Origin of the sequence: Chryseobacterium sp. PMSZPI, assembly GCF_002835665.1 — a bacterium.
Classification (GTDB): domain Bacteria; phylum Bacteroidota; class Bacteroidia; order Flavobacteriales; family Weeksellaceae; genus Chryseobacterium.
This window is the reverse complement of the sequence record NZ_PIZV01000074.1, coordinates 80959-105494: the sequence shown is the minus strand read 5'-3', so window position 1 is coordinate 105494 and position 24536 is coordinate 80959. Positions and strand designations below refer to the sequence as shown.

Below are 24536 nucleotides of genomic sequence, written 5' to 3'. Positions count from 1 at the left end.
TAACAAAACCCACCGAAACATTTCGGTGGGTTTTTATTTATTGATTTCTAAACGAATTAGCTAATAACATCGAATCTCGCATACTCTGCAATTTTCTTAGGAAGCTTAATTCCTTCTGCAGTTTGATTGTTTTCAAGCAAAGCTGCCATAATTCTTGGTAATGCCATTGCTGATCCGTTTAGCGTGTGAACCAGTTGTGATTTACCATCAGCCTTATAACGGCACTTCAATCTATTCGCCTGGAATGTTTCAAAGTTAGATACAGAACTTACTTCCAACCACATTTCCTGAGCTGCACTCCATACCTCAAAATCATACGTCATGGCAGATGCAAAACCAGTATCTCCTCCACAAAGTCTTAGTACTCTGAAAGGTAATTCAAGATCTGTAAGAATTTCTTTGATATGTTCTACCATTTCTTCCAAAACAGCATAAGAATTTTCAGGTTTTTCAATTCTTACAATTTCTACCTTTTCAAACTGGTGAAGGCGGTTTAATCCTCTTACGTGAGCCCCATAACTACCTGCTTCTCTTCTATAACACTGAGAGAAAGCTGTATTTTTGATAGGAAGATCTTTTTCATCCAATAAAACATCACGATAAAGATTCGTTACAGGAACTTCAGCAGTAGGAATCAAATATAGCTTATCTTCGCTTACATAGTACATTTGTCCTTCTTTATCGGGCAGTTGCCCTGTTCCAAAACCTGATGCTTCGTTCACAACGTGAGGAGGATTTACTTCTGTATATCCTTTTTCAACATTCTTATCCAGGAAATATTGAACTAATGCTCTTTGTAATCTTGCTCCTTTTCCTAAGTAAACAGGAAACCCTGCCCCGGCAATTTTTACTCCTAATTCAAAATCGATAAGGTTATATTTTTTTGCCAGTTCCCAGTGAGGAATAGCTCCTTCACCAAGCCCTTCTACGGTATGAGATTGGAAAATAATTTCATTGTCATCTGCAGAAGCTCCGCTTTTCACCAATTCATTTGGAATATTCGGAAGCTGATACAAGATATCCAGTAAAGCATTCTCTTTTACTTCTAATTGGGATTTCAATTCTGAACTCGACTCTTTGTATTGTGCTGTTTTAGATTTTGCCGATTCCGCTTCTTCTTTTTTTCCTTCCTTCATCAAAAGTCCAATTTCTTTGGAGATTTTGTTGATCTCGGAAAGTTGGGAATCTAATTCAAATTGGATTCTTTTTCTTTCTTCGTCAGCAGCGATAGCTTCGTCTACCAACTCAAGATTTTTGAATTGTCTTTTCTTAAGACCTTCTAAAACGCGTTCCTTATTGTCGCGTAAAAAATTGACTTGTAACATTTTATTTAGATGTTAAATATTAGATGTTAAACTTAATATAAGCTAACAATTTTACAAATTTAAAACTATTTTGTGATAGTTACGACATTTATTGAATTTGGAGCACCGGCATCTTTGGAAAACATGAGTTTTCTATTATATAATACCTGGGAAACCTGGAATGCTAAAGGTGTATTTCGATAGCGAATTTCGATGGTATCAAGTGTGCTTTGAGTAGCGTTATTCACTGTTTTATTTAGGGTAAGCTGCATTCTTGAATAATATGTTGTCCCAGCTGAATCAAATTTTCTTCTTTTAGCACCTGAAATATATTCCATATAAAATATCGAATCGGTGGTCATTTTCAATGGAATAGTCACCGGGGAAATATCTTTATCCCCCAAAAGATCATTCACGGAATATCCGGTATAAGAGCCGGCTCTTTTACTATTCAGCAAATCCGGATTGGTACTACTTTTCATATAAATATTGAGTATCTGATCAATTCTCTGTAAAGAATCGTCATCCTCTCTTTTACAGCTTATTACTGCAAAAACAATACACAATATTCCAAAAACAATATTCCTCATTACAGCAAAGATAAAAATATTAATCTTTAGGCTACTTTTTTATTTTTCAAAATATTTCTGATACCACAATTCAAAAGTAACTAATTGCCAAATTTTCACCCAATCATACTCATATTCAAGATGATTCCACCACAAATCAATAACTTCGGGATTGAAAAAATTTCTTTTCTTCAAACTTTCTAAATTTTCAACAATGAAATCCTGTACCTTTTTTTCGTTCCTGATAAAGGAGTTCAAAGGAAAAGAAAATCCTCTCTTTGGCATATTTAAAACTTCTTTGGGGAGATTCTTTTCTGCTGTTTTGCGCAATAAAGGTTTATTCTGAATTCCATTAAACCTAAAATTTTCCGGTAATGCAGCAACATAATCAATGAGACGATTGCTCAAATAAGGATAACGGAATTCAACACCATATTTCATCGCACTCAGGTCATCGCGGAAAACATGGTGGGAAGAGAGAGAATAACGCATATCATATTCAAAATATCCGGAATAGTTTTTCGATTCCGATGCATGATATTTTGAGAGATTAGTATTCATTGTCTTATAAATTTCCGGTTTAATGATTTTTTTAAACTCTAAGGGCCTCATACTTATCTGACTCTGGCGAAAAAAATCGAACATAAAATCCTGAGAGAAATAGTTCTTCACTCTTTCAGAAAATCGATCTTTTGTAAAAACGAAATGCCTGATAAAGTTAAATCGCTTCATGGATACCCACTTCTTAAGTTTCAAAGTATGGGAATACCCTCCAAAAAGCTCATCTGCCCCATTTCCGCTCAAAACGACTTTATAATGATTGTCATGAGCAAACTTTGCAGCATTGATAAGTACTTCAAGACCGCTATATGGTTCTTCAAAATGTTGAATATTTTCTTTTAACTGACCTAGAACTTCTTCATCACTTACTTCTTTCACCTGATGTAAAACACCAAAATGTTTTGCTGCTAAAGACGCATTTTTAACTTCCTCCTCAGAAAAAGGATATGAAATCGTAAAAGTACTGATGCTTTTATTGAAAGGCTTGGATTTGGAAGCAATAAAGGTAGAGTCTATTCCTCCACTCATCATAATAGCCACCGGTACATCCGCATACAATTGCTCTGAGATACTTTCAGACAATAACAAATCTATATTTTTAATTGCTTCCTCCTCAGAAACAGGTTCTGTAGCTTCCAAAGGCAAGCTCCAGAATTTTTCTGTTATACATTCTCCATTTTTTAAATCGATTGTCATAAAAGAAGCCGGTTCTAAAGAAAAAATATCTTTAAAACATGTATTGGGCGCAAGAGTAGTCTGAAAAAGGAAATTAGTATAAACTCCATCCCAGTTGAGCTCAGCTTTTACCAGCTCATTTTTCAGCAAAGCTTTTATTTCCGAAGCCCAAACCAACCCATCTTTGCTTTTATAATAAAATAGGGGTTTCATTCCAACCCGATCTCTTGCTAACAAAAGCCTCTGCTTAGAAAGGTCAACAATACAAATTGCAAACATCCCATCCAATTTTGCAAATATCTTGCTTCCCCACTCTTTATAAGCTTTTAAAATAACTTCCGTATCAGAAGTACTTTCAAAAGTATACCCCAGATTGGTAAGTTCCTCTCTTATTTTTTTAAAATTATAGATTTCCCCATTAAAAGTAATCACAACCTGCTCGTTTTCGGAAAGCATAGGTTGGTGCCCCTTTTCAGAAAGATCAATAATGGAAAGTCTTCGAAATCCTAGTGCAATATCTGAATCTTCGGTACCTAAAGCAGGAAATTGATTTTTAACCATTTCTGTGGAATCAATTCCGGAAAAAGACCTGCCCTTACCTTCTTCATAAAGCCAAAATCCTTCATCATCCGGTCCCCGATGCCTGATCGCTTGATTCATCTCTAAAATATTTTTAGAGGAAATACTTCTATGAAATGAATAATATCCGTTGATTCCGCACATAGTGAAGTCTAAATAGGTTTGTAAAAATAGGAAAATGGCTTTACTTTATGATGTAATCCGATCTATATTTTAAAATTGGATTTTAATAAGGGACAAAGTAAATTTTATTTTAAATTTTTGAGATAAGACAGGAATGATAACATCATTAACAATCCAGAAACAGTCAAGACAATAGTCATTGAAACGGCCATACCTTTAACACCTCCCTCCGGCACTAAAAAATAAGAAATAAGACCTAAAAGAATCAATGAAAGAGCCGAATATAATGTATTCATTTTCATTAAACCTACTGCAGACAATAAATTTCCATATAGATTTCTTAATAACATACTGCCACAAAATGCCGCGAGAAGCAAAGAAAATATAATTGAATTATGAGTATACTGAGCACCAAAAAACAATTGAAGAATAGTTTTACTAAGAAAATATCCCACAACTAGTACAACCAAAGAAATGGGAACAAAAATCTTATAATAGTTGATAATATAATGAGTTAGAAAAGTTTTATTACGATAATTTTGGGCCAAAATAGGATAATCACTTTGCATAAATGAAAGAGCCAAAAAAATTATATTGGAGGGAATAAGCAATGCAACTTTGTAATTTGCTACTGCATTCTCGTTTGTAAAAAAACTCAATAACAATATATCTGCTGAAAAAAGAGCATCTGATAACAGTGCCGTTGCTGATGCGTGTAAAGCAAAATTCCAAATCTCTTTTGATGTAAAATTCTTTAAAGAAATTCTTATTTTCCATAAAGACTCTTTGTACCAAAAAAGTGATAGAAATGGCGCAATAGCAATAGCGATTAAATACCCATACAATCCCCAAAAGAATGAAAATACGATCATCATCAACAATCCTGAGATATTAATTACATTATTTACCGTCGCAAATTCTTTATTTTTTAGATAAATACGGCTATTAGACTGTATATGACTGAGGAAATAAAAACCCATCAGCCTAATGGTAAAGAAAAAAAATATATAAAAAATGTAGTAATAATGACTTACATATAAAAATGAAAGTAAGAAGAAAACTATACTCAGCGCAAGTTGATAAAAAAAGCCTTTTCTAAAAAGATAGGCTGAGAGCTCTTTTTTTTCTTCTTCAGAACCGCATAAAGATCCGAATCTGATTAGACTCTGAGGGCTTCCAAACCCACTAAATGGAGCGAAAATTGCAAAAACAGATGCCACAATACTCATCATTCCAAATTCCTTTTCCGATAGAATCCGAATCATAAAAAGAGAACCTGAAAAAGCACATATTTTTGCTACTAACAGAGAAATAAAAACATGTTGTCCATCATTATTTAAAAATGCTTTGATAAAATCTTTTAAACTTTTCATTTCAATTAATTAATGGAAATTCTAAATATCTTTTCTGAATGGATAACTGTTCTAAATAACGCTTTTATAAACCTTATTAAACTCTTCTGCAATTTTCGATAAAGAAAACCTTTCTACAACGTACCCATGCAGCTCTTCTTTAGAGTATGAAGTATACTGTCTACAGAGCATTTCCTTCATCGCTGTGTACAATTTTTCTTCAGATTTATCAATGAGTATTCCATGATTTTCTCCAACGACCTCCGGAATTGCTCCAACATTTGTCGCTATCACAGGAACCCCAGAGGAAAGAGACTCCGGAAGGACACAGCAAAAGCTTTCATAGTCACTGAAAAGTACAAAACAATCGCTCCTCCTCATTTTCTCTGCAACTTCTTTATGAGAAAGTTCTCCAAAAACATGAATATATTCTTGAGCATTATACGTTTCTATGATCTGTTGCAAACTTTCTATATCCCCGTCTCCTCCAATATGAAATTCAAAATTTTGAAATTCTTTTCTAAGCCGAACGGCCACCTCAATCATTTTATCCGGATTCTTGAGACTAACAAGATTTGATATGTGAAGAAAGATAAAGGTATCATTCTGATCGTTTTGTGGAAAAAAAAGATCCGTATCCACAACGTTCCCGATTACCCTGAATTTTTTCCCAATTTTCAAATCCTTTAAATCCTTCATTAGAATTTCACTTACAGGAAGCAAGTAAGAAGCCTTATTGGCTATGAACCGTGCAATCAATAAACTTGTAAAACTAAGACTAGCCCTGTTTACTTCAAGAAAATCTGCCCAATGTTCTGATATGACAAATGGAATTTTATATTTTCCTTTCAAATAAACGGCAAATAACATGGAATTGTGTAATACATTACCATGTATCAAATCCGGTTTTTGTAATTTTAAAAAACCTTTTTTATAAGCCAACATTCTATTCTTAAAATTCAGAACCGAACTTTTCGAGCCTTTATAATATACAATAAGTGTCCTTATACCATTATTAACGGAATCATCAAAAATAAATTGTTCTTTTTGGGAAGGATCTCCTATTGCATGTAATATTTCCACGTCATGCAATAACGCAACAGCTTCTGCATGGCGCTGCACAAAATTACCATTTGTAGGTTCAAGTTTATTCGGAAACCATGAAGAAATGAATAGAATTTTCAATAGTATTTATTTTATGGAAGAAGCCCAGCTTTTTTCAAATGGTAGTAAAAAATGGCTTAAAAAATCCAAATAGGTATTTTTAGAAAAATCAAAAACCTCAATTTCCTTAGGAAGTTCTCCATTTCTGATCTTTGTTTTAAAATCAAGAAGCTTTAGTGTTTTTACTTCTCCATTTTCTATAAAACTAGCTTTCATTCTATCAAATAGCCCCAATTGATATTCTTCATCAATCTCCTTCATAATCTTTCCAAGAGCATCAATACTACAACCTGAAGCGACTTCCTTTTCTTCATCTACACATATGATGATAAACTGATTTTTTTCAATTTTAAAAGAAGAAGCAAGCGGTTTTCCATGAGCAGCCCATGTAGCCAGGAAATCAAATAATTTCTCAGTAATTACCTTTGCTTCTTTCGTTTCAAATGGTCTTGACGCAGGATATATAATAACTCTATAGTCGTTCGTTTCTACAATATTAGATTCTTCAATTTTCATATGCAAATATTTAATTTTCATAAAACGATATGAAATCACATTTTTTTATTCCTTGTCAATCCTACAACATAGATAATAGCAATTTCACATCCTTTTTATTCAGAGTATAAAATTACAACTTTTTCTCCAGAAAGTAAATGAATTCAAACAAGTTGAAAATGATCAGATACATTCAAATACTGCATTATAGGAAGCCTCATCCCTACTTAAAATTTTTGTTTTAGAATAGCCTTTTTGAGACAATATTTGTAATAGCTCATCTTCACTATGTCCGGAGCTTTTTAACGTTATATTGTTTATTTCTATGATAATTTTAGGCTGAAAACTGGTCAGAATTTGTGACATCCCTTTTAATGCTGAAACCTCTCCACCTTCAATATCAATTTTAATAAGGTCGATCTTTCCAATTTGATGACTCTTTACATAATCATCTAAGCTAAGACATTTTACTTTTTCTTTAGTGGTAAAGTTCTCTATATAAGATGATGCCATTCCCACATTATCAAAACTATCATTATAAAATATATCAATGAATCCTGATCCTTCAGAAACAGCCAAATGTTCTAGACTAACATTCTTAAGATTATTATTGGTAATATATCTGGAAAATTTCTCATAATTCGGTTTGAAAGCTTCAAAAGCATATACTCTCCCATCATTTCCCAAAACTTTTGAAGCATTGAGTGAAAACAATCCTATATTGCCTCCAACATCTATAAAAACATCACCTTCCTTTAAAACAGAATACAGATAGTCTATTTCATCTTTTTCATAATCACCGAGAAAATAAAGTTGTTGTTGAATCCAATCACTAAGATTTAAATCAAGATTGAAGGAATCTCTATATATAATATTTTTATCTACTCCATTAAAAAGATGGTACGGCTTAAAAATATATTTATGAAAGGCAAAATACTTTTGTCTGAAAAAAGAAAACTTAAAAATAAATTTAAAAAAGGAAGCTAGAAGACTTCTCATATTGGTTTTATATAACTGCAATATACAGCAATTTTGAATAAAAAAACAAAATCCAGAGTAACCCTGGATTTTGCATGTAAATGTCGTATAATGTTCTTTGTAGAAGTCTACAATACAATTTCGTTAAATAAGATTATAAATCTTCTGCCTCTGCAAGAAGCTCTACAATATCTTTTACAGCAACTTCGGTATTTTTATTAAAATGTTTTACACCGTCTGTCATCATGGTATTACAGAAAGGGCATCCGGTAGCAATTACTTTAGGTTCAAAAGATAAAGCTTCTTCTGTTCTCTCGATATTGATGTCTTTATTTCCTTTTTCAGGTTCTTTAAACATCTGTGCACCTCCGGCACCACAACAAAGGCCGTTTGTTCTGCAACGTTTCATTTCTACAAGCTCAGCATCCAGTTTTTCCAACAAAATCCTTGGTGCTTCATACTCATCATTCGCACGTCCTAAATAACATGGATCATGGAAAGTAATTTTTTTCCCCTTGAATGCCCCACCTTCGATTTTTAATCTTCCTTCTTCCATTAATGTTTTAAGGAATTGGGTATGGTGAACAACGTCATAGTTACCGCCTAGGCTTGGATATTCATTTTTAAGGGTATTGAAACAGTGCGGGCAGGCCGTCACTATTTTTTTTACTTCATAAGCATTCAATACTTCAATATTTGTAAGAGCCATCATCTGGAAAACAAACTCATTTCCGGCTCTTTTTGCAGGATCACCGGTACAACTTTCTTCCTGACCAAGAACGGCAAATTCAACGCCTATTTTATTTAAAATTTTACAAAATGCTTTTGTAATTTTCTTAGCACGATCGTCGAAGCTACCAGCGCATCCAACCCAGAATAAAACTTCCGGAGATTTTCCTTCGGCAGCATATTCTGCCATTGTTTTTATATTGAAATCCATTTCTTTTTCAATTTGAAAATGTGAGAATTTGGAAATTTGAAAATGAGTCGACTTATATCAATTTTCAAATTTTCAAATTGATTTAATTATCTAATTTTCTGTTGCCCAATTTAAACGGTCAGCCTGGTTATACTGCCAAGGTGCTGCGTTGTTTTCCACGTTTGTCATCATCAGATTCAATTCCTGTGGAGCAGCAGACTGTTCCATCACAAGGAATCTTCTCATTTCGAAGATAATAGAAAGTGGATCAAGCAATACAGGACATGCTTCTGTACACGCATTACAAGTAGTACAAGCCCAAAGCTCTTCTTTGGTGATGTAGTCGTTCAATAACTTTTTCCCATCATCAACGAACTTTCCGTTTTTATCGATATTTCTTCCCACTTCTTCCAATCTGTCTCTGGTTTTCATCAGAATCAATCTTGGAGAAAGCTTTTTACCTGTAATATTAGCAGGACACACGGAAGTACAACGTCCACATTCTGTACATGAATAAGCATTAAGCAATTGTACCTGATTCAGGTCAAAAATATCTTCTGCACCAAATTTAGAAGGAGCTGCATCTGCTTCTCCCTCAGCCGGAGCAGCATATGGATCCGCGTTAGGGTCCATCATTAATTTGATTTCCTTAGTTACAGAATCAAGGTTATTGAATTTTCCTTTTTTATCAAGGTTAGCATACCAAGTACTTGGAAATGCAAGGATAATATGCAAATGCTTAGAGTAATAAAGGTAGTTCATAAAGAAAAGAATTCCTACAAAGTGAAACCACCAAGCACCTTTTTCTGTAAAGTGTAAAAATCCGTCACCGAAGTTATTGAAAACCGGACCCAGAATTGTTGAACTGATCGGAAAACTTCCAAGCTGTGGTAATACACCTCTTTGTTGTAAAACCCAATCTGCAGCATTCATTTTGAAGAAAGCCATCATTAAAGCAAATTCTATGATAAGAATCCAGTTCGCATCGTGTTTTGGCCATCCGAAAAGTTCCTTCATGGTTAATCTCTTAACTCCATAAAAGTTTCTTCTGATGAAAAATATAACAACCCCAATCACTACAAGAAGGGCTAAAATTTCTAATGTAGCCGTAAAGAAACTATAAAAACCATTTCCGAATACTGAAGACAGAAAACGGTGAGTTCCAAACAAACCATCGACGATTATTTCTATAAGTTCTATATTGATAATAATAAAACCTACGTATACAAAAACGTGCAGAATCCCTGCAACAGGACGTTTTACCATTTTGCTTTGTCCCATCGCAACTCTTGCCATGGTATTCCAGCGTTCGGATTTTCTGTCGTTTCTGTTAATCTCGTGACCTAATCTGATATTTCTATAGATCTTTTGGAGGCTTTTGGCAAACAATCCAAAACCGGCCACTAATAAAATCAGGAAAATAATGTTATCGATGTACTGCATAAGGCGTATTAGTCTTTATTGTTCTTACCGAAAACAGAGAAATTAATATATCTCTTAGGGTTCGCTTTCATATCTTCAATCAATGAATTCAAATTGGATGAAGCTGAATTCAGATTATTGTAAAGTTGCTCATCCTTCATCAGTTTACCCAAACTTCCCTCTCCTTTGTCTATTCCTCCAATTACCTGATTCAATTTTCCAACTGTGGCATCTAAGCTTGCAATCGTTGCATTTAATTGTTTGGTATCAATACTTTGCGCAAGATTGCCATATTTATCCAACGTCACTTTTCCGCTTTGCATGGTAAGACTTGCATCATCCAGTACTTTTTGAAGTTTTGGATCATTGTGTCCTACCAGGGTGTTTACACTTCCTGCTGTAGTTTGTAATGCTCCTACTGTTTTATTAAGATTAGCTAATAAAGCTTTGATTTCCGCTCTATTTTGCGCATCTACGATCTGATTGGCATTAGCCATCAAAGAATCTACTCTATGTAATACACCTTGCAGTTGATCTTTTACAGGACCTACCTGAGAAGAAAGACTTCCCATCATACCCAATTTAAAAGCACCGTGCAATGTATCTCCATCTTTTGCAGTAGCTCCTCCATATACAAGATTTACTCTCATTTCTTTACCGGACATTAATCCCGGCTCAAAAATTTCCAGCGTAGAGTTTTTTGAAAATTCGAATTTGTTATCAACCGTAACTTTTACAACAAAGCTAATTTTACCGTCTTTTGCAGTCTGTGGAATAATCTTATCAACCTGTCCTACTTTCAGACCATTAATAGAAACGGCCGCAGACTGTGCCAATCCCTCCACATTGTCAAATTTTGCGTAAAATATATTGTCGGTAGTAAAAAGGCTCTTCCCTTTCATAAATTGAAACAACACCACAAAGCCTACGATAGCTAGAAGTGTGATTACACCAGCTTTGATTTCTTTACTGAACTTCACTTGCTAATTTTTTTCTAATAAGCAAATATAATACATTTTAAATTAATCTTTTCCTTTATTGTTCTGCGTTAAATACAAAAAAAGCGACAAAAAAATTTGTCGCTTTTATATCTGTAAAATTAAATTCTTATTGTTGCTGATTTCCCAGCTTGTTCCAGATCTCAATTCTATAATCTTTGATATCTGCATTGTCCTGAAGGCTCTTCATCCAAGCTTGTCCGAACATTCCTGCATTTCTCTGAGTAATAGACTCTGTAAACTGCTTAAGATCTCCTGGTTGTTTGTTTACTGTTTCTGTTTTCTTAATTAAAACATAAACACCTGTTCCACCTTCAACCGGATTAGAAAGTTTACCTTTCGCTACTCCGAATGCTGCACCAGCTACTTTAGGCTCCATAGCACCAGCTACTGAAGGGTTCAATAGGTTAACCTGAGCAGATTGTTTTGTAGTAGCAAATAATTTAGCAACCTGATCTAAGCTTGAAGCTTTTGCTGCTGCAATTTTATCAGAAATTTGTTTTGCTGCCAATTTATTTTTAACAATTACTTCAATCTGATCTCTTACAGATTCCGGATCAGCAAGACCAGCTTCCTGTTTTCCGTTCAGATATACTACAATTTTATCACCTGTTCCGTCTACTGTAAAGAATTCTGTATCTCCTTTAGATCTCTTCTTATCAAAAGCCCAAGTTAAAATATCTCCGTCTTTTTCAGTACCTAGACCTTGAAGCTGACCTTCAAATCTCTTCGCAGCTTTAGGGTTAGTAAACTGATAATTACCTTTCTTAGCAATATTCACGAAATCATTAAACGATTTCCCTTGAACCTGCTGAATGAATTTCCTTGCTTTTTTGTCTGTTTCAGCTTCCGTAGCATCAGAAGGTTTAATTTCTTTGATCAGGTTAGCCACTTTATATCCCATTGATCCGGTCTTCTTATCTTCAATATTGATGATATGGTAACCGAATTGTGTTTCTACTACTCCTGTAGCTCCTTTAGGGTTGTTTGCTAAATAGGTAAGGAATTCCGGAACAAAAGGCGTTTCTGGAGTTGTCCAACCTAAGCTACCACCTTGTGCAGCAGAATTTGGATCATTAGAAAGTTTCAGGAATTCAGTAAACTTAGCAGGAGTTGCTTTTACGATGGCTCCGATAGAGTCTGCCAATTTCTTAGCCTGCTCTTTGGATCTCGTTACTCCCTCTCCCGCAGGGCTTCCTTTGAAAGCAATAAGGATATGTCTTGATAATGTAGAATCTGATGTTTTTTTACCAACAAGCTTAGAAACTACATAGAAATTTTGCTCTTTGTAAGGCCCAAAAGTTTGTCCTACTGCAGCAGTAGTGATCTGACCTTGTATTGTTGCAGGCAATTGTTTAGGAGTTACATACTGAGGATTGAAAGGCATATCAGAGTTTGCCATTACAAACATAGAATCATTTTTCGTATTCTGGAAGTTTTCTGTACCTCCGCTTGCATCAGTACCTCCTGAGTATAATTTTGTAATTTCCTTCATAGCAGCTGCATCATCCGCCGCACTAGGTTTAGCCGGGAAAAATACAATACCTAAGTTTCTGCTAGGCTCAGCCTTGAACATTACCGGATGTTGCTTGATATAGTTCGCAAGATCTTCTGTCGAAACATTGATTTTTGTTTTCTGAAGGTAAGCAGCATAATCAACTTTTACGAAGTCGATATCAGCAAGCTGATCTCTTTCCTTCATCAATTCTTCAGCTTCTTTCTTACCGGTGGTAATTCCTGCCGAAATATTGGTAAATACCTGTCTTGCCATCAATCTATATTCAATAGTCTTTCTTGTTTTCAACCATTGAGTATACCCTTGAGGATTGGTATTTTTTAATGTTTCAATTTCTTTTTTAAGTTCTTGAGTTTTAAAATTACCTTTCTCATCAAAGAACTGTTGATTTTGGGCAAACATCTGATCATACTGGATTTGGTTCCAGAAATAATCATCAGTCATCTCAAAGCCCAATTTCTCAAACTGCTGTTTGATAAGCTTAGATTGTACAAGTAACTGCCAAGCCTGCTCTTCAAGACCATTTTTTGGACGACCTTGTTGTTCAGCTTGCTGCTGCAGCACGAAAAGTTGATCATTGAACTCTTCGCGGGTGATCTTCTCACCGTTTACTTTTCCTAAAACATCAGGATTTTTACCAAAAACCTTGTCGATGCTGTCCGGGTTCACCAAAAACGCTAAAAGCGCCAGTGCTATTACTCCCATTAAAAGCCAAGGCTTACTCCTAATCTGTCCTAAAATTGCCATTTTATAAATTATAGTTTTTTATCAGTTTGCGAAAATACACATTTTTAAGAAATTACAGAAGCAGAAGTTCTTTATTTTGTCTTTTAATGAGAAAGTTTTTTGAAAAAAGGAAATTTTGACCATATTTTTTAGTAAAAAACAAATGGCATAAGTATTGTGCATTTTAGAACATTATAATATGCTACACGTTTTCAGAGCATATTATAAAAAATCCCTTTAACGATTAAAAACGAAAATGACAATTTGTCATTCGATCAATTATGACAGAATTTGAAGATATTAGTTTAGAAGAAATGATCAGCGACGGATTTGATATCGTAGCTGAAGAAATCAATCTTTCCGACTTCTCGGAGACTGATAAAAATTCCGGACAAAAAATATTCCCTATACTTCCCGTAAGAAATATGGTCATGTTCCCAAATGTGGTAATTCCTATTACTGCAGGGAGAAAAACGTCTATACAACTTCTTGAAGAAGCACAGAAGAACGGAGATTTTATTGGAATTGTAAGTCAGAAAAATTCAGATCTGGAACAGCCTACCGAAAAAGACATTTATCTTACCGGTACGTTGGCAAAGATTATTAAGATTATAAGATTACCTGAAGGTAATATCACGGCTATTACTAAAGGATTTCATAGGTTTAAAATCAAAAAAATTATTGACAATCAGCCTTATTTCAAAGCTGAAATATCAAAATTAAAAGATACGCAGCCTAAAAATCAGGAAGAATATGAAGCATTATTGGAAAACATCAAGGAACTTGCTTTAAAAATCATTGAACTTGATCCAAACATACCTAATGCAGCCAACTTTGCCATAAAAAACATCAACAATAATGATGATTTGTTAAATTTCATTTGTACCAATGCAAGCTTCCCATCTGTGGTAAAACAGAAATTGCTTGAAGAGAAAAGCATGATGGAAAGAGCAAATAAGTGTTATGAAATGATGCATGAAGATTTCAGAAAACTGGAATTGAGGAACCAAATTCATCAAAAAACTTCAAAAGACCTTGATAAGCAGCAAAGAGAATATTTTCTAAATCAACAGATCAGAACTATTCAGGAAGAATTGGGCGGCGGGCCGGAAAGTGATGTAGAAGACCTTATTGCTAAAGCCAGGACCAAAAAATGGAGCAAAGAAGTAGAAGAGCATTTCCAAAAAGAAATCAACAGACTTCAGCGTCAGAATCCTAACTCTCCTGATTATAATGTACAAAGAAATTATCTTGATTTCTTTACTGATCTTCCATGGGAAACTTACACTAAAGATATTTTTGATATTGCAAAAGCTGAAAAAGTTTTAGACAAAGCTCATTTCGGGCTTGAAGACATCAAAAAGAGAATCCTGGAACACATGGCTGTTTTAAAATTAAAAAACAACATGAAATCCCCTATCCTATTGTTGGTAGGGCCTCCAGGAGTTGGTAAGACTTCATTAGGAAAATCGATTGCAGATGCTTTAGGTAGAAAATATGTAAGATTATCCCTGGGTGGTCTTCACGATGAAAGTGAAATCCGCGGACATAGAAAAACGTACATTGGAGCAATGGCCGGAAGAATCTTACAGTCTATCAAAAAATCAGGAACATCTAACCCTGTCATCGTGCTGGATGAGATTGATAAAATCGGACAAGGTCTTCATGGTGATCCAAGCTCTGCGTTATTAGAAGTTCTTGATCCGGAACAAAATAAGTCATTTTATGACAATTTCCTTGAGATGGGTTACGACCTGTCTAAAGTAATGTTCATTGCAACAGCCAACTCCCTCTCTACGATACAAACTCCTCTTTTGGACAGAACTGAAATCATTCAGATCGCCGGATATACTCTAGAAGAAAAGATTGAGATTGCTAAACGACACCTCATCAAAAAACAACAGGAAGAAAATGGTTTGGATACAAAATCATTCAAGCTTGGAAATACTGAACTCAAGCATATTGTAGAGGCTCATACTTCAGAGAGCGGAGTAAGAACTTTAGAAAAAAGAATTGCTTCCATTGCAAGGTGGGTAGCCCTACAAACTGCTTTAGTAAAAGAATATGATCCTAAAATTTCTGTTGAAAAAGTAGATGAAATCTTGGGTGTTCCAAGACCGAAAAGCTTATCAGAAATCACTGGAGTTCCAGGTGTGGTAACAGGTCTTGCATGGACAAGTGTAGGGGGAGATATTCTTTATATCGAAAGTATCTTAAGCAATGGTAAAGGAGCTTTAACAATGACCGGAAATCTGGGAACGGTAATGAAAGAATCAGCAACGATTGCTTTAGAATACATCAAAGCTAAGCATGATGAATTAGGAATTGCACAGGAAGATTTGGATAAGAAAAACATCCACGTTCACGTTCCGGAGGGAGCAACTCCTAAAGATGGGCCATCAGCAGGTATTGCGATGCTTACTTCAATGGTTTCTTCTTTTAAAAACAAAAAAATAAAACCTCACCTTGCAATGACAGGTGAAATTACTCTAAGAGGAAAAGTTCTGCCTGTAGGCGGTATCAAAGAAAAACTTCTAGCCGCTACCAGAGCCGGGGTCAAAGATGTAATCCTTTGTGAAGCCAATAGAAAAGATGTAGAAGAAATCAAGAAAGATTATTTAAAAAACCTGAAAGTACATTACGTTAACAGAATGGAAGAGGTTATCGATATTGCTATTGAAAAATAAAACAACATATTAACTTCTCAATAATGAAACACGTCCCGGTCATCCGAGGCGTGTTTCTCTTTTTATTAAAACTTCAATATTCCTTAATTTTACAGCTTACCGGCTGGAATGAAATTTGCTGCGCTAAAAGAAAACTCAAGCCGGTGAATAAAAAAATTTTTCACTTGGGTAGGTTTTCTTATTTTTATTCTTTTACTCCATATTTTTGATTATGAATTTTCTTAGACTTCCTTTTCTTCCCAAACTTACCATGGTAGTCATTTCTATCATTGGCCTTGGCTACCTTTTAGCATTAGGACAAACAATTTTGGCTCCTTTTTTCTTTGCATTCCTGATGGCAATGTTATTTTTACCGGTAGCCACTTTTATGGAACGAAAGCTAAGATTTCCGAGATCTATATCTACCATGACTTCTGTTTTCATCATGTTGGTTATTTTAAGCGGACTGATTTATTTTTTCAGTTCTCAATTATCAGATTTCAGCAAAGACCTGCCCCACCTTAGAGAACAACTTACCACTGTTTTTAATAATCTTCAGCATTGGGTTTCGAAAACATTCAATGTAAAAGTGAATGAACAAGTAGATTACATCAATCAGGCTCTCAATAAACTCCTTTCTTCTTCCGGGGCTATTTTAGGTTTTACATTTGGAATATTTTCAACAGGATTTGGTTTCATCATTTTCTTTACCTTATTTTTTATCTTCATTTTAAATTATAGAAGATTATTGAATAACTTTATTGTTACCGTCTTCAATGAAAGACATAAATCAAGTGTACAGGCTGCGGTAACCGAAATACGTATTATGACAAAGAAATACATTTTCGGATTATGTCTTCAGGTACTTATAGTATCCATTCTTACTTCAATTCTTCTTACTGTTTTAGGAGTAAAATACGCGATTCTCCTGGCTGTTTTGACTGGTCTATTAAACGTAATTCCTTACCTGGGTATTTTTATTTCACTGGTTATCTCTTGTTTCATCGCATTCGCAACAGCCAGTCCTTCAACATGTATTTATCTAACTGTAGGATATATTGCCATACACGCAGTAGACGGTAATATTGTTTTACCATTTGTAGTAGGGTCTAAAGTAAAAATTAACGCCTTGTTTTCTTTCATTGGAATTCTGCTAGGCGAGCATCTTTGGGGAATCGCAGGAATGTTCCTGTGTATCCCGGCCATTGCGATTATTAAAATAATTTGCGAAAAGGTTGACGACCTGAAACCTTGGGGAAAACTTCTCGGTGAAGATGAAAAGCCCAATAAAAAGAAGAAAACTTATAAAATTTCAAAGAACATTACATTAAAGGAAATGGACTAGATATCAGTAATGAGCAATGAATAATAAATGATGGATGATAATTGAGAAATGATGAAAGCTACATCAAAACAACTATTCCATAGACACAAATAATCAATAATTGATAACTTATTTTAAATTTTCAACACAAATAGTTACATATTATTTGTATTTGTTTTACATTTGATATAAAATCATCAATTATGAAAATAGTAAAGTTTATTATTTGCTTATTATTCGGAGTTATGTTTCTTAATGCAGGATTAGACAAATTCTTCCATTATAATCCTACTCCAAAATTGACAGACGCTCAAATGAAAGTGTATGCAGCTTTCGGAGAAATAGGCTGGCTACTGCCCCTAGTTGGAACCGTTGAAATTATAGGAGGGCTATTATTTATCTTTCCAAAAACAAGAGCATTAGGAGCCATTGTTATTCTGCCTGTAATGGTTGGTATTTTAATTCACAATCTTTTCAAAGATCCTTCAATCCCAGGTATTGCCATTTCCGGTATATTATTTCTGATTAATATTTTGATTATTATTGACAACAGGGAAAAATATAAAAACCTGGTAAGCTAAACCACCTAAGCTGCAGATAATAGACTTCGGCTGATATTTATGAAACTATTATCTGCAATTTTACATTTATACAAAAGCGCTAAAACCTGTAATGGAACGACCCACAATAAGTGAATTGATTTCTTTTGTTCCTTCATAAGAATAAATAGCCTCGGCATCTGCTACAAACCTTGCCACATCATATTCCAGCAAAATACCATTTCCTCCCATAACTTCCCGAGCTCTGGATACAATATCCCTTGTCCTTAGAGTACAAAAAACTTTGGCTAAGGAAGCATGCTCATCTTTTAAAATACCTTCATCCTGCATTTCAGACAACCTAAATACCATTGTCTGCATAGCAGTAAGGTTAGACAACATTTCAACCAAGTGTCCCTGAATCATTTGAAAAGAAGCAATAGGTCTTCCAAATTGTTCTCTTTTTCGGGTATAATCCAAAGCGCTTTCATAGGCTCCCCTTGCACATCCTGTCGCCATCCACGCTACTCCTGCCCTGGTCATTCTCAATACCTTTCCGGTATCTTTAAAGGAATTGGCATTTTGAAGACGGTTTTCTTCGGTTACCAGACAGTCTTTTAATGTAATCAATCCGTTCTGAACAATTCTCAACGCCATTTTCCCTTTAATTTTCTCAACAGAATATCCCGGATTATCTTTTTCTATAATAAAACCTTTTACTTCTCCACTGTCTAAATCTCTTGCCCAAATGATCACAAGATCTGCAAAAGTGGCATTTCCAATCCATTTTTTCTGACCATTTAAAACCCACCCTTCCTCTGTTTTCTTACAGGTAACGGTAAGCCCGCCTGCCGCACCTGAACCTACTTCCGGTTCTGTAAGTCCAAAAGCACCTATTTTTTCAAACTTTTGCATCTGAGGAAGCCATTTCTGTTTTTGTTCTTCTGAACCGCAGATATAAATGGACCCCATTGCCAACCCGGACTGTACTCCAAAAAAAGTTGCAATAGAGGCATCAATTCTTGCCATTTCCATTGCAATAACCCCTTCCATCAAAAAAGGCATTCCCGGGCAGCCGTATCCTTCATAAGTTACTCCACAGATATCCAGTTTCTGAAATTTCGGAATCAATTCGAAAGGAAACTCGTCTCTGAGCCAGTAATGATTGACTAAAGGTTTAACCTCTTTTTCCATAAAAGCTCTTACTTTAAGCTGAATTTCCCGTTGTTCAGGAGATAAAGTATGGTAGATATCGTAAAAATCACCATCAATGGGAGGAAGTTCTTTCGTTTTCTTATCCTGATCCAGCATTTTCATAAGTCCGGCAAGCTGTTTATCATCCAACTTTGAAAAATTATGCATCAGTTTGGGTAAATCTACTTTTTGCGAAATAGCACTTAGCTGATCAAAATCTATGGACGTGAATAGTCCTATGGCATTTCTGATTTTAGAAAAGGTATTTGACATAATGATATATTGTGATTTTGGTTTGTAAAAACATAAGCAAAAATTACTCCGAAAATAAGCTCCAAGTTCACACTTCATTTTACAAAATTCTAATAATCAATTGATTAAAAAAGAATATTTTCTTTACAAGTTTTTTACTTCCCATTTTCAAGCATTACAAAGAATTGTGGCTGAACTTTGACTCAAGCAAAACCTCAAAAATCTTACGCTATGAAAACGAATTACATTACACTATCATTATCAGCTGTTCTTTTACTGGGTATTTATTCATGTAAAAAGAGTGAAGCCACCAGCGGTGAACTTAAAAGTTATGAAGCTTCAACAGATTCTTCAGCCATAGTATCAGACAGCATTTCGTCTGCTGCAAGTATGGAAGTCAAAGACAAAAAGTTCATCAAGACTGCAGATGTGAATATGGAGGTAAAAGATGCCTACAATGCTACCATTGCTATTGAAAAGTCTGTTCAGGATCTTGGAGGTTTTGTTACCAAAAGCAATCTGCAAAGCAATGTGGCTTATGAAGACACTTACAACACTTCTGATACTGAAGCCATGCTTATCAAAAAATACAAGACTGAAAACACAATGCAGGTAAGAGTTCCTACCGAAAAGCTTGGAGAACTTTTAACAGCTATCAACACCAGCAAATTATTTTTAAATTCAAGAACAATCAATGCAGAAGATGTTACTGCCAATATCAAATATTCGGAGCTTGAAGCGAAAAGAAACCAGAAAACTTCAGAAAACATTGAGAAGATAAAAACCAATAAAGACAAAGTAACCTTAGATGACAATAATATATCTGAAGGGAATCTTCAGAAACTGAATACCATGAGTATGGCAGACAACCTGAAGTACAGCACGGTTGACATCTACATCAAAGAACCTAAACTACGGATTGCAGAAATAGCAGTTACGAATACAGACAGCATTGATAATAAGTACAAATACAATTTTATTCATGATGCAAAAGACGGTTTTGTGTATGGATTTTACCTGATTCAAAGAATTATTGTAGGGCTTATCAACATCTGGCCCATTGTATTAATTGCTGGCGGGTTGTTTTATTTCTTAAGAAAAAGAAAATCTAGCAGATCTGAACTTCCGAAGTCTCCAGAACAGAGCTCCTAACCTATAGGTTATCATCATAATTTTAGATTTTACAGCCTCCTGTTTTCAGGAGGTTTTTATTTTTTTGAAAAAAAACTGTAACGATTGTAATGCACCCCTTACCTACTGTTTAAAAGAACAGAAAATCAAAAAAAATAAATACTATGAAAAATTTAATGAAACTTGGATTCGCTGCATTACTGTCAGTACATTTCACAACAGCCACTGCACAGAATAAGAATACAGAGAATGAGAACAGCCTGCTATGGGAAGTATCCGGAAACGGACTTTCTAAACCATCTTACATTGCCGGAACATTTCATATCTTATGCAATAAAGATTTTGAAATAAAACCTAAAACCTGGAAAGCTCTTAATCAAACTGAAAATTTTGTAATGGAAATCAATTACATCGATCAAAATGAAATGGCTGCGATGCAGAAAATGATGGCTGCGGATAAAAAGATTTCTGAACAACTGACTCCTGAGGAAGCAAAAGAACTGGACAAAATACTTGCCGACTATGGAACCAACCTGAAAAACGTTGACAGCCACAGCCCACAAGCTCTTTACTCTCTTGTTGCTACAAAAGCAATCCCATGTCCCCAAAATGAAGTGAAAATGTACGAAATTGAACTGTTAAAAGAAGCTTTAAAAAACAAGAAAAGTGTGAATGGACTGGAAAAGGTTAACGACCAAATTAATGCAATTGGCCAATCATATGATCTGAAAGAAGTGATATATCAACTGAAATTAAGTAATGAATATACTATCGCTTCACAAAAAATGACGGAAGCTTTTAAAAATGAAAATTTAAAAAACCTGGACCAGCTTATTAAAGACCCAAAATTCATGAATAATAAACAGGAACAATTTATGCTGACTGACCGAAATATAAAATGGGCAGAAAAAATGCCAGAAATTATGAAAAAACAAAGCTCTTTCTTTGCAGTAGGAAGTGGTCATTTGTGGGGCAATAACGGGCTCATCAATCTTCTTAAAGCAAAAGGATATACAGTAAAACCTGTAACCAACTTATAATAATAACCCAACCATGAAACTATTGTGAGTACTCCAACTGAAACAGCCTTTTTAAAGCTTGTTAATCAGCACAAAGGCATATTATACAAAGCTTCCCGGATCTATGCAGATTCCATAGAAGACCGGGAGGATCTTCAGCAGGAAATCCTTATCCAGCTGTGGAAATCCTATCAGAACTTTAAAGGAAACAGTGAATTTTCTACCTGGATGTATCGGGTTTCCATCAATACTGCCATTACCTATTTAAAGAAAGAAAAACAGAGGGCAAAAAACCATACAGACTCACCCCATCATTTTGAGGTACAGCAGGAAGATTACAATCCTATAAAGGATAAACAGCTGGAAATCTTTTATCGTGCCGTTCAGGAATTGAATCCTCTGGAGAAGGCCGTCATCTTTTATTTCATGGAAGGGATGTCACATAAAGAAATTGGAAACAACCTCGGGCTCAGCGAAGGCAATGCCCGTGTAAAACTCAACAGAACAAAAGAAAAAATACAGCAAATCATAAAAAAATCAGGTTATGAATTTTGATCAACTAAAAGAACAGTGGAATAATGAAGACAGCAATGTTCATATTCCAGACAGTATAAAACAATTAAAGGAAAGCAAACATCCTATTGAAAAGATACAAAAAAGTATGAAAAGGGAATTTCCGGCACAGGTTCTGGCTATTATTCTTATGGCATTCTTCCCTCAAATACTGAATTTTCCAGTCTCACAATATGTTATTTATTATACTTCTTATGTGATGCTTTTTGTTATATCTTCTTATTATTTATTCGGCTTTTACAAATTTTACAAGCAGACGGAACTTTATACAGGAAATACAAAAAGCAGCCTCTGGAAAATCTATCACGAATTAAAACTCAATATGGAAAGATATCAATCTTTTGGCTTCCTGCTTCTCCCTCACTTCATGATTACACTGGGACTTGAATTCTATAAGATATTGGCTAAAAAAGGAATGACCTTTGAAAATGTAACCAATTCTCATCAACAAACTCTCATTATTTCTGTTCTTATTGGAACAATCGCAATTATCGTTAATATTGTTTTATGGACAAAGTATATCTATGGACGCCAGGCCAAACAATTGGAACATATTCTGAACGAAATAGACGAATAACATTCAAAAAAACATATTTTAACTCATAAAAATAGAACCTCAGATCATTTCCGGGGTTTTGTTTTTTAAAAAATTGTTATTTATTATCTTCAAATTTATTTGAGGTTTTATTTTTCCTTAAATTTGCAAATCAGAAATAAATCGTTATGGATTTATATAGATTTTGATCCGGTACCTTATTTTTTCTGAATTATAAATTCTCAACAACATGCTATCAAAAATAAATCCTATACAAACCAACAGCTGGAAAGCCCTTGACGAACATTTTGCATCTAACGATCTTGAACTAAGAAGCCTTTTCCAGTATAACCCAAACCGTTTTGAAGAATTCTCTCTGCAAAAGGAAAACTATCTTTTCGATTATTCTAAAAACCTGATTGATTCCAGAACAAAAGAGCTTTTATTACAACTGGCAGAAGAATGTCAGTTAAAAGATGCTATTTCTAAAATGTTTTCCGGTGATAAAATCAATGAAACAGAAGGAAGAGCAGTTTTACATACTGCTTTAAGAGATTTCTCTGATCGTGAAATTCTTGTAGACGGTGAAAATATTAAGCCTCAGATCAAAAGAGTATTGAACCATATGAAAGCTTTTTCTGAAAAAATCATTTCAGGAGAACACAAAGGGTTCAGTGGAAAAGAGATCACAGATGTCGTAAACATCGGAATCGGAGGTTCAGATTTGGGACCTGTAATGGTTTGTTCCGCTTTAAAGCATTTTAAAACAAGACTGGATGTTCACTTTGTTTCTAATGTGGACGGAAATCATATGGCAGAAGTTGTTAAAAACCTGAATCCGGAAACCACTCTATTCATCATTGCTTCTAAAACGTTTACCACTCAGGAAACAATGACGAATGCTAACTCCGCAAAAGATTGGTTCCTTAAAGCAGGAAAACAAGAGGATGTAGCTAAGCATTTCGTAGCGTTATCCACTAATATTGAAGCTGTTAAACAGTTCGGAATTGCAGAAGAAAACATTTTCGAATTCTGGGATTGGGTAGGCGGAAGATATTCCCTTTGGAGTGCTATCGGACTAAGCATTGTATTGTCTGTAGGGTATGAAAATTTTGAACAGCTTTTAAAAGGAGCTTTTGATACTGACCAACACTTCCAGACTGCGAACTTCTCAGAAAACGTACCTGTACTAATGGGACTTTTAGGAATCTGGTATCGTAATTTCTATGCAGCAACAAGCTATGCAATCCTTCCTTATTCTCAATATCTGGACAGATTTGCTGCTTATCTTCAACAGGGAGATATGGAAAGTAACGGAAAGTGTGTGGACAGAAACGGTGAATTTGTAGAATATGAAACAGGACCCATCATTTGGGGGGAACCTGGGACCAATGGACAGCACGCATTTTATCAACTGATCCACCAGGGAACAGAATTAATTCCTGCCGATTTTATTGCCTATGCTAAGAGTCCTAATAAGGTTTCTGACCATCAGGATAAATTATTGGCCAACTTCTTTGCACAAACAGAAGCCCTTGCTTTTGGTAAGACTGAAGAAGAAGTTGAGGAAGAGCTTAGAACTTCAGGTAAATCCGATGAAGAGATCGAAAAATTATTAAACTATAAAGTTTTCCACGGAAACACACCAACTAACTCAATATTATTCAAAGAATTAACGCCATTTTCACTTGGACAATTGATTGCTTTATATGAGCATAAAATTTTCGTTCAGGGAGTAATCTGGAATATTTTCAGTTTTGATCAATTTGGAGTTGAATTAGGAAAAGTATTAGCCAACAAAATCCTTCCGGAGCTTGAAAATAATGAGGCTATACATTCTCATGATAGCTCCACCAACGGATTGATCAATTATTATAAAGGGAATAAGTAAAAAGAAAGCTGATGAATTTCAGGACATTATA

At 34.8% G+C, this 24536-nt stretch carries 20 protein-coding genes; 8 read left to right on the top strand and 12 right to left on the bottom strand.

The annotated features are described in order from the left end of the window. Nucleotides 1–56: 56 nt before the first annotated feature. From serS to CW752_RS15310, 11 genes are all read right to left on the bottom strand, one after another. Entirely contained in the window at nucleotides 57–1325 is a 1269-nt protein-coding gene (serS, locus tag CW752_RS15360; protein WP_101240580.1) for a serine--tRNA ligase, read from the bottom strand. Between the two features lie 65 nt (nucleotides 1326–1390). Beyond that, on the bottom strand, nucleotides 1391–1894 hold the full coding sequence (locus CW752_RS15355) for a hypothetical protein (RefSeq protein ID WP_101240579.1): 504 nt from the start codon (nucleotides 1892–1894) through the stop codon (nucleotides 1391–1393). A 39-nt stretch (nucleotides 1895–1933) separates the two neighbouring features. Then, entirely contained in the window at nucleotides 1934–3832 is a 1899-nt protein-coding gene (asnB, locus tag CW752_RS15350; RefSeq protein WP_101240578.1) for an asparagine synthase (glutamine-hydrolyzing), read from the bottom strand. A 104-nt stretch (nucleotides 3833–3936) separates the two neighbouring features. Next, entirely contained in the window at nucleotides 3937–5184 is a 1248-nt protein-coding gene (locus CW752_RS15345) for an oligosaccharide flippase family protein (protein WP_101240577.1), read from the bottom strand. A 51-nt stretch (nucleotides 5185–5235) separates the two neighbouring features. Then, nucleotides 5236–6348 (bottom strand): glycosyltransferase, encoded by a 1113-nt coding sequence (locus CW752_RS15340; protein ID WP_101240576.1) that lies wholly within the window; start codon nucleotides 6346–6348, stop codon nucleotides 5236–5238. A gap of 6 nt (nucleotides 6349–6354) precedes the next feature. Continuing rightward, nucleotides 6355–6843, bottom strand: coding sequence for a hypothetical protein (locus CW752_RS15335; RefSeq protein WP_101240575.1), 489 nt, complete (start codon nucleotides 6841–6843; stop codon nucleotides 6355–6357). A gap of 162 nt (nucleotides 6844–7005) precedes the next feature. Then, on the bottom strand, nucleotides 7006–7821 hold the full coding sequence (locus CW752_RS15330; protein WP_101240574.1) for an FkbM family methyltransferase: 816 nt from the start codon (nucleotides 7819–7821) through the stop codon (nucleotides 7006–7008). Between the two features lie 133 nt (nucleotides 7822–7954). Beyond that, on the bottom strand, nucleotides 7955–8740 hold the full coding sequence (locus CW752_RS15325) for a (Fe-S)-binding protein (protein WP_101240573.1): 786 nt from the start codon (nucleotides 8738–8740) through the stop codon (nucleotides 7955–7957). Nucleotides 8741–8830: 90 nt separating this feature from the next. Then, complete coding sequence (locus tag CW752_RS15320; protein ID WP_101240572.1) at nucleotides 8831–10162, bottom strand: (Fe-S)-binding protein; 1332 nt, start codon at nucleotides 10160–10162, stop codon at nucleotides 8831–8833. An 8-nt stretch (nucleotides 10163–10170) separates the two neighbouring features. After that, a complete protein-coding gene (locus tag CW752_RS15315) occupies nucleotides 10171–11121 on the bottom strand; it encodes an MlaD family protein (RefSeq protein ID WP_101240571.1) in 951 nt (316 codons plus the stop codon). 127 nt (nucleotides 11122–11248) lie between these two features. Continuing rightward, the gene (locus CW752_RS15310; RefSeq protein ID WP_101240570.1) at nucleotides 11249–13402 is read right to left on the bottom strand and encodes a peptidylprolyl isomerase; all 2154 of its coding nucleotides are present in this window, start codon (nucleotides 13400–13402) and stop codon (nucleotides 11249–11251) included. Between the two features lie 260 nt (nucleotides 13403–13662). On the opposite strand from CW752_RS15310, the gene lon reads away from it, so the two are divergent. From lon to CW752_RS15295, 3 genes are all read left to right on the top strand, one after another. Next, nucleotides 13663–16068 carry an endopeptidase La gene (gene lon, locus CW752_RS15305; RefSeq protein WP_101240569.1) on the top strand — a complete coding sequence of 802 codons (2406 nt, stop codon included), beginning with the start codon at nucleotides 13663–13665 and terminating at the stop codon, nucleotides 16066–16068. Nucleotides 16069–16279: 211 nt separating this feature from the next. Beyond that, nucleotides 16280–17392 carry an AI-2E family transporter gene (locus CW752_RS15300; protein WP_101240568.1) on the top strand — a complete coding sequence of 371 codons (1113 nt, stop codon included), beginning with the start codon at nucleotides 16280–16282 and terminating at the stop codon, nucleotides 17390–17392. Between the two features lie 182 nt (nucleotides 17393–17574). Then, entirely contained in the window at nucleotides 17575–17952 is a 378-nt protein-coding gene (locus tag CW752_RS15295; protein ID WP_101240567.1) for a DoxX family protein, read from the top strand. 66 nt (nucleotides 17953–18018) lie between these two features. Here the strand turns inward: CW752_RS15295 and CW752_RS15290 are convergent, their stop codons facing one another. Next, nucleotides 18019–19377 carry an acyl-CoA dehydrogenase family protein gene (locus tag CW752_RS15290; RefSeq protein ID WP_101240566.1) on the bottom strand — a complete coding sequence of 453 codons (1359 nt, stop codon included), beginning with the start codon at nucleotides 19375–19377 and terminating at the stop codon, nucleotides 18019–18021. 210 nt (nucleotides 19378–19587) lie between these two features. Between CW752_RS15290 and CW752_RS15285 the strand changes: the two genes are divergently transcribed. The 5 genes from CW752_RS15285 (at nucleotide 19588) to pgi (ending at nucleotide 24505) form a co-directional block, all read left to right on the top strand. Then, nucleotides 19588–20508, top strand: a complete 921-nt coding sequence (locus CW752_RS15285) for a DUF4349 domain-containing protein (RefSeq protein WP_101240565.1) — start codon at nucleotides 19588–19590, stop codon at nucleotides 20506–20508. Nucleotides 20509–20651: 143 nt separating this feature from the next. Continuing rightward, nucleotides 20652–21527, top strand: coding sequence for a TraB/GumN family protein (locus tag CW752_RS15280; RefSeq protein ID WP_101240564.1), 876 nt, complete (start codon nucleotides 20652–20654; stop codon nucleotides 21525–21527). Between the two features lie 99 nt (nucleotides 21528–21626). Beyond that, nucleotides 21627–22061: an RNA polymerase sigma factor gene (locus CW752_RS15275; RefSeq protein ID WP_410493650.1), complete on the top strand. Its 435-nt coding sequence runs from the start codon at nucleotides 21627–21629 to the stop codon at nucleotides 22059–22061. Next, nucleotides 22051–22656 (top strand): hypothetical protein, encoded by a 606-nt coding sequence (locus CW752_RS15270; protein WP_101240562.1) that lies wholly within the window; start codon nucleotides 22051–22053, stop codon nucleotides 22654–22656. Before CW752_RS15275 ends, CW752_RS15270 begins: the two co-directional genes overlap by 11 nt. A gap of 208 nt (nucleotides 22657–22864) precedes the next feature. After that, nucleotides 22865–24505, top strand: coding sequence for a glucose-6-phosphate isomerase (gene pgi / locus CW752_RS15265; RefSeq protein WP_101240561.1), 1641 nt, complete (start codon nucleotides 22865–22867; stop codon nucleotides 24503–24505). Nucleotides 24506–24536: the final 31 nt, after the last annotated feature.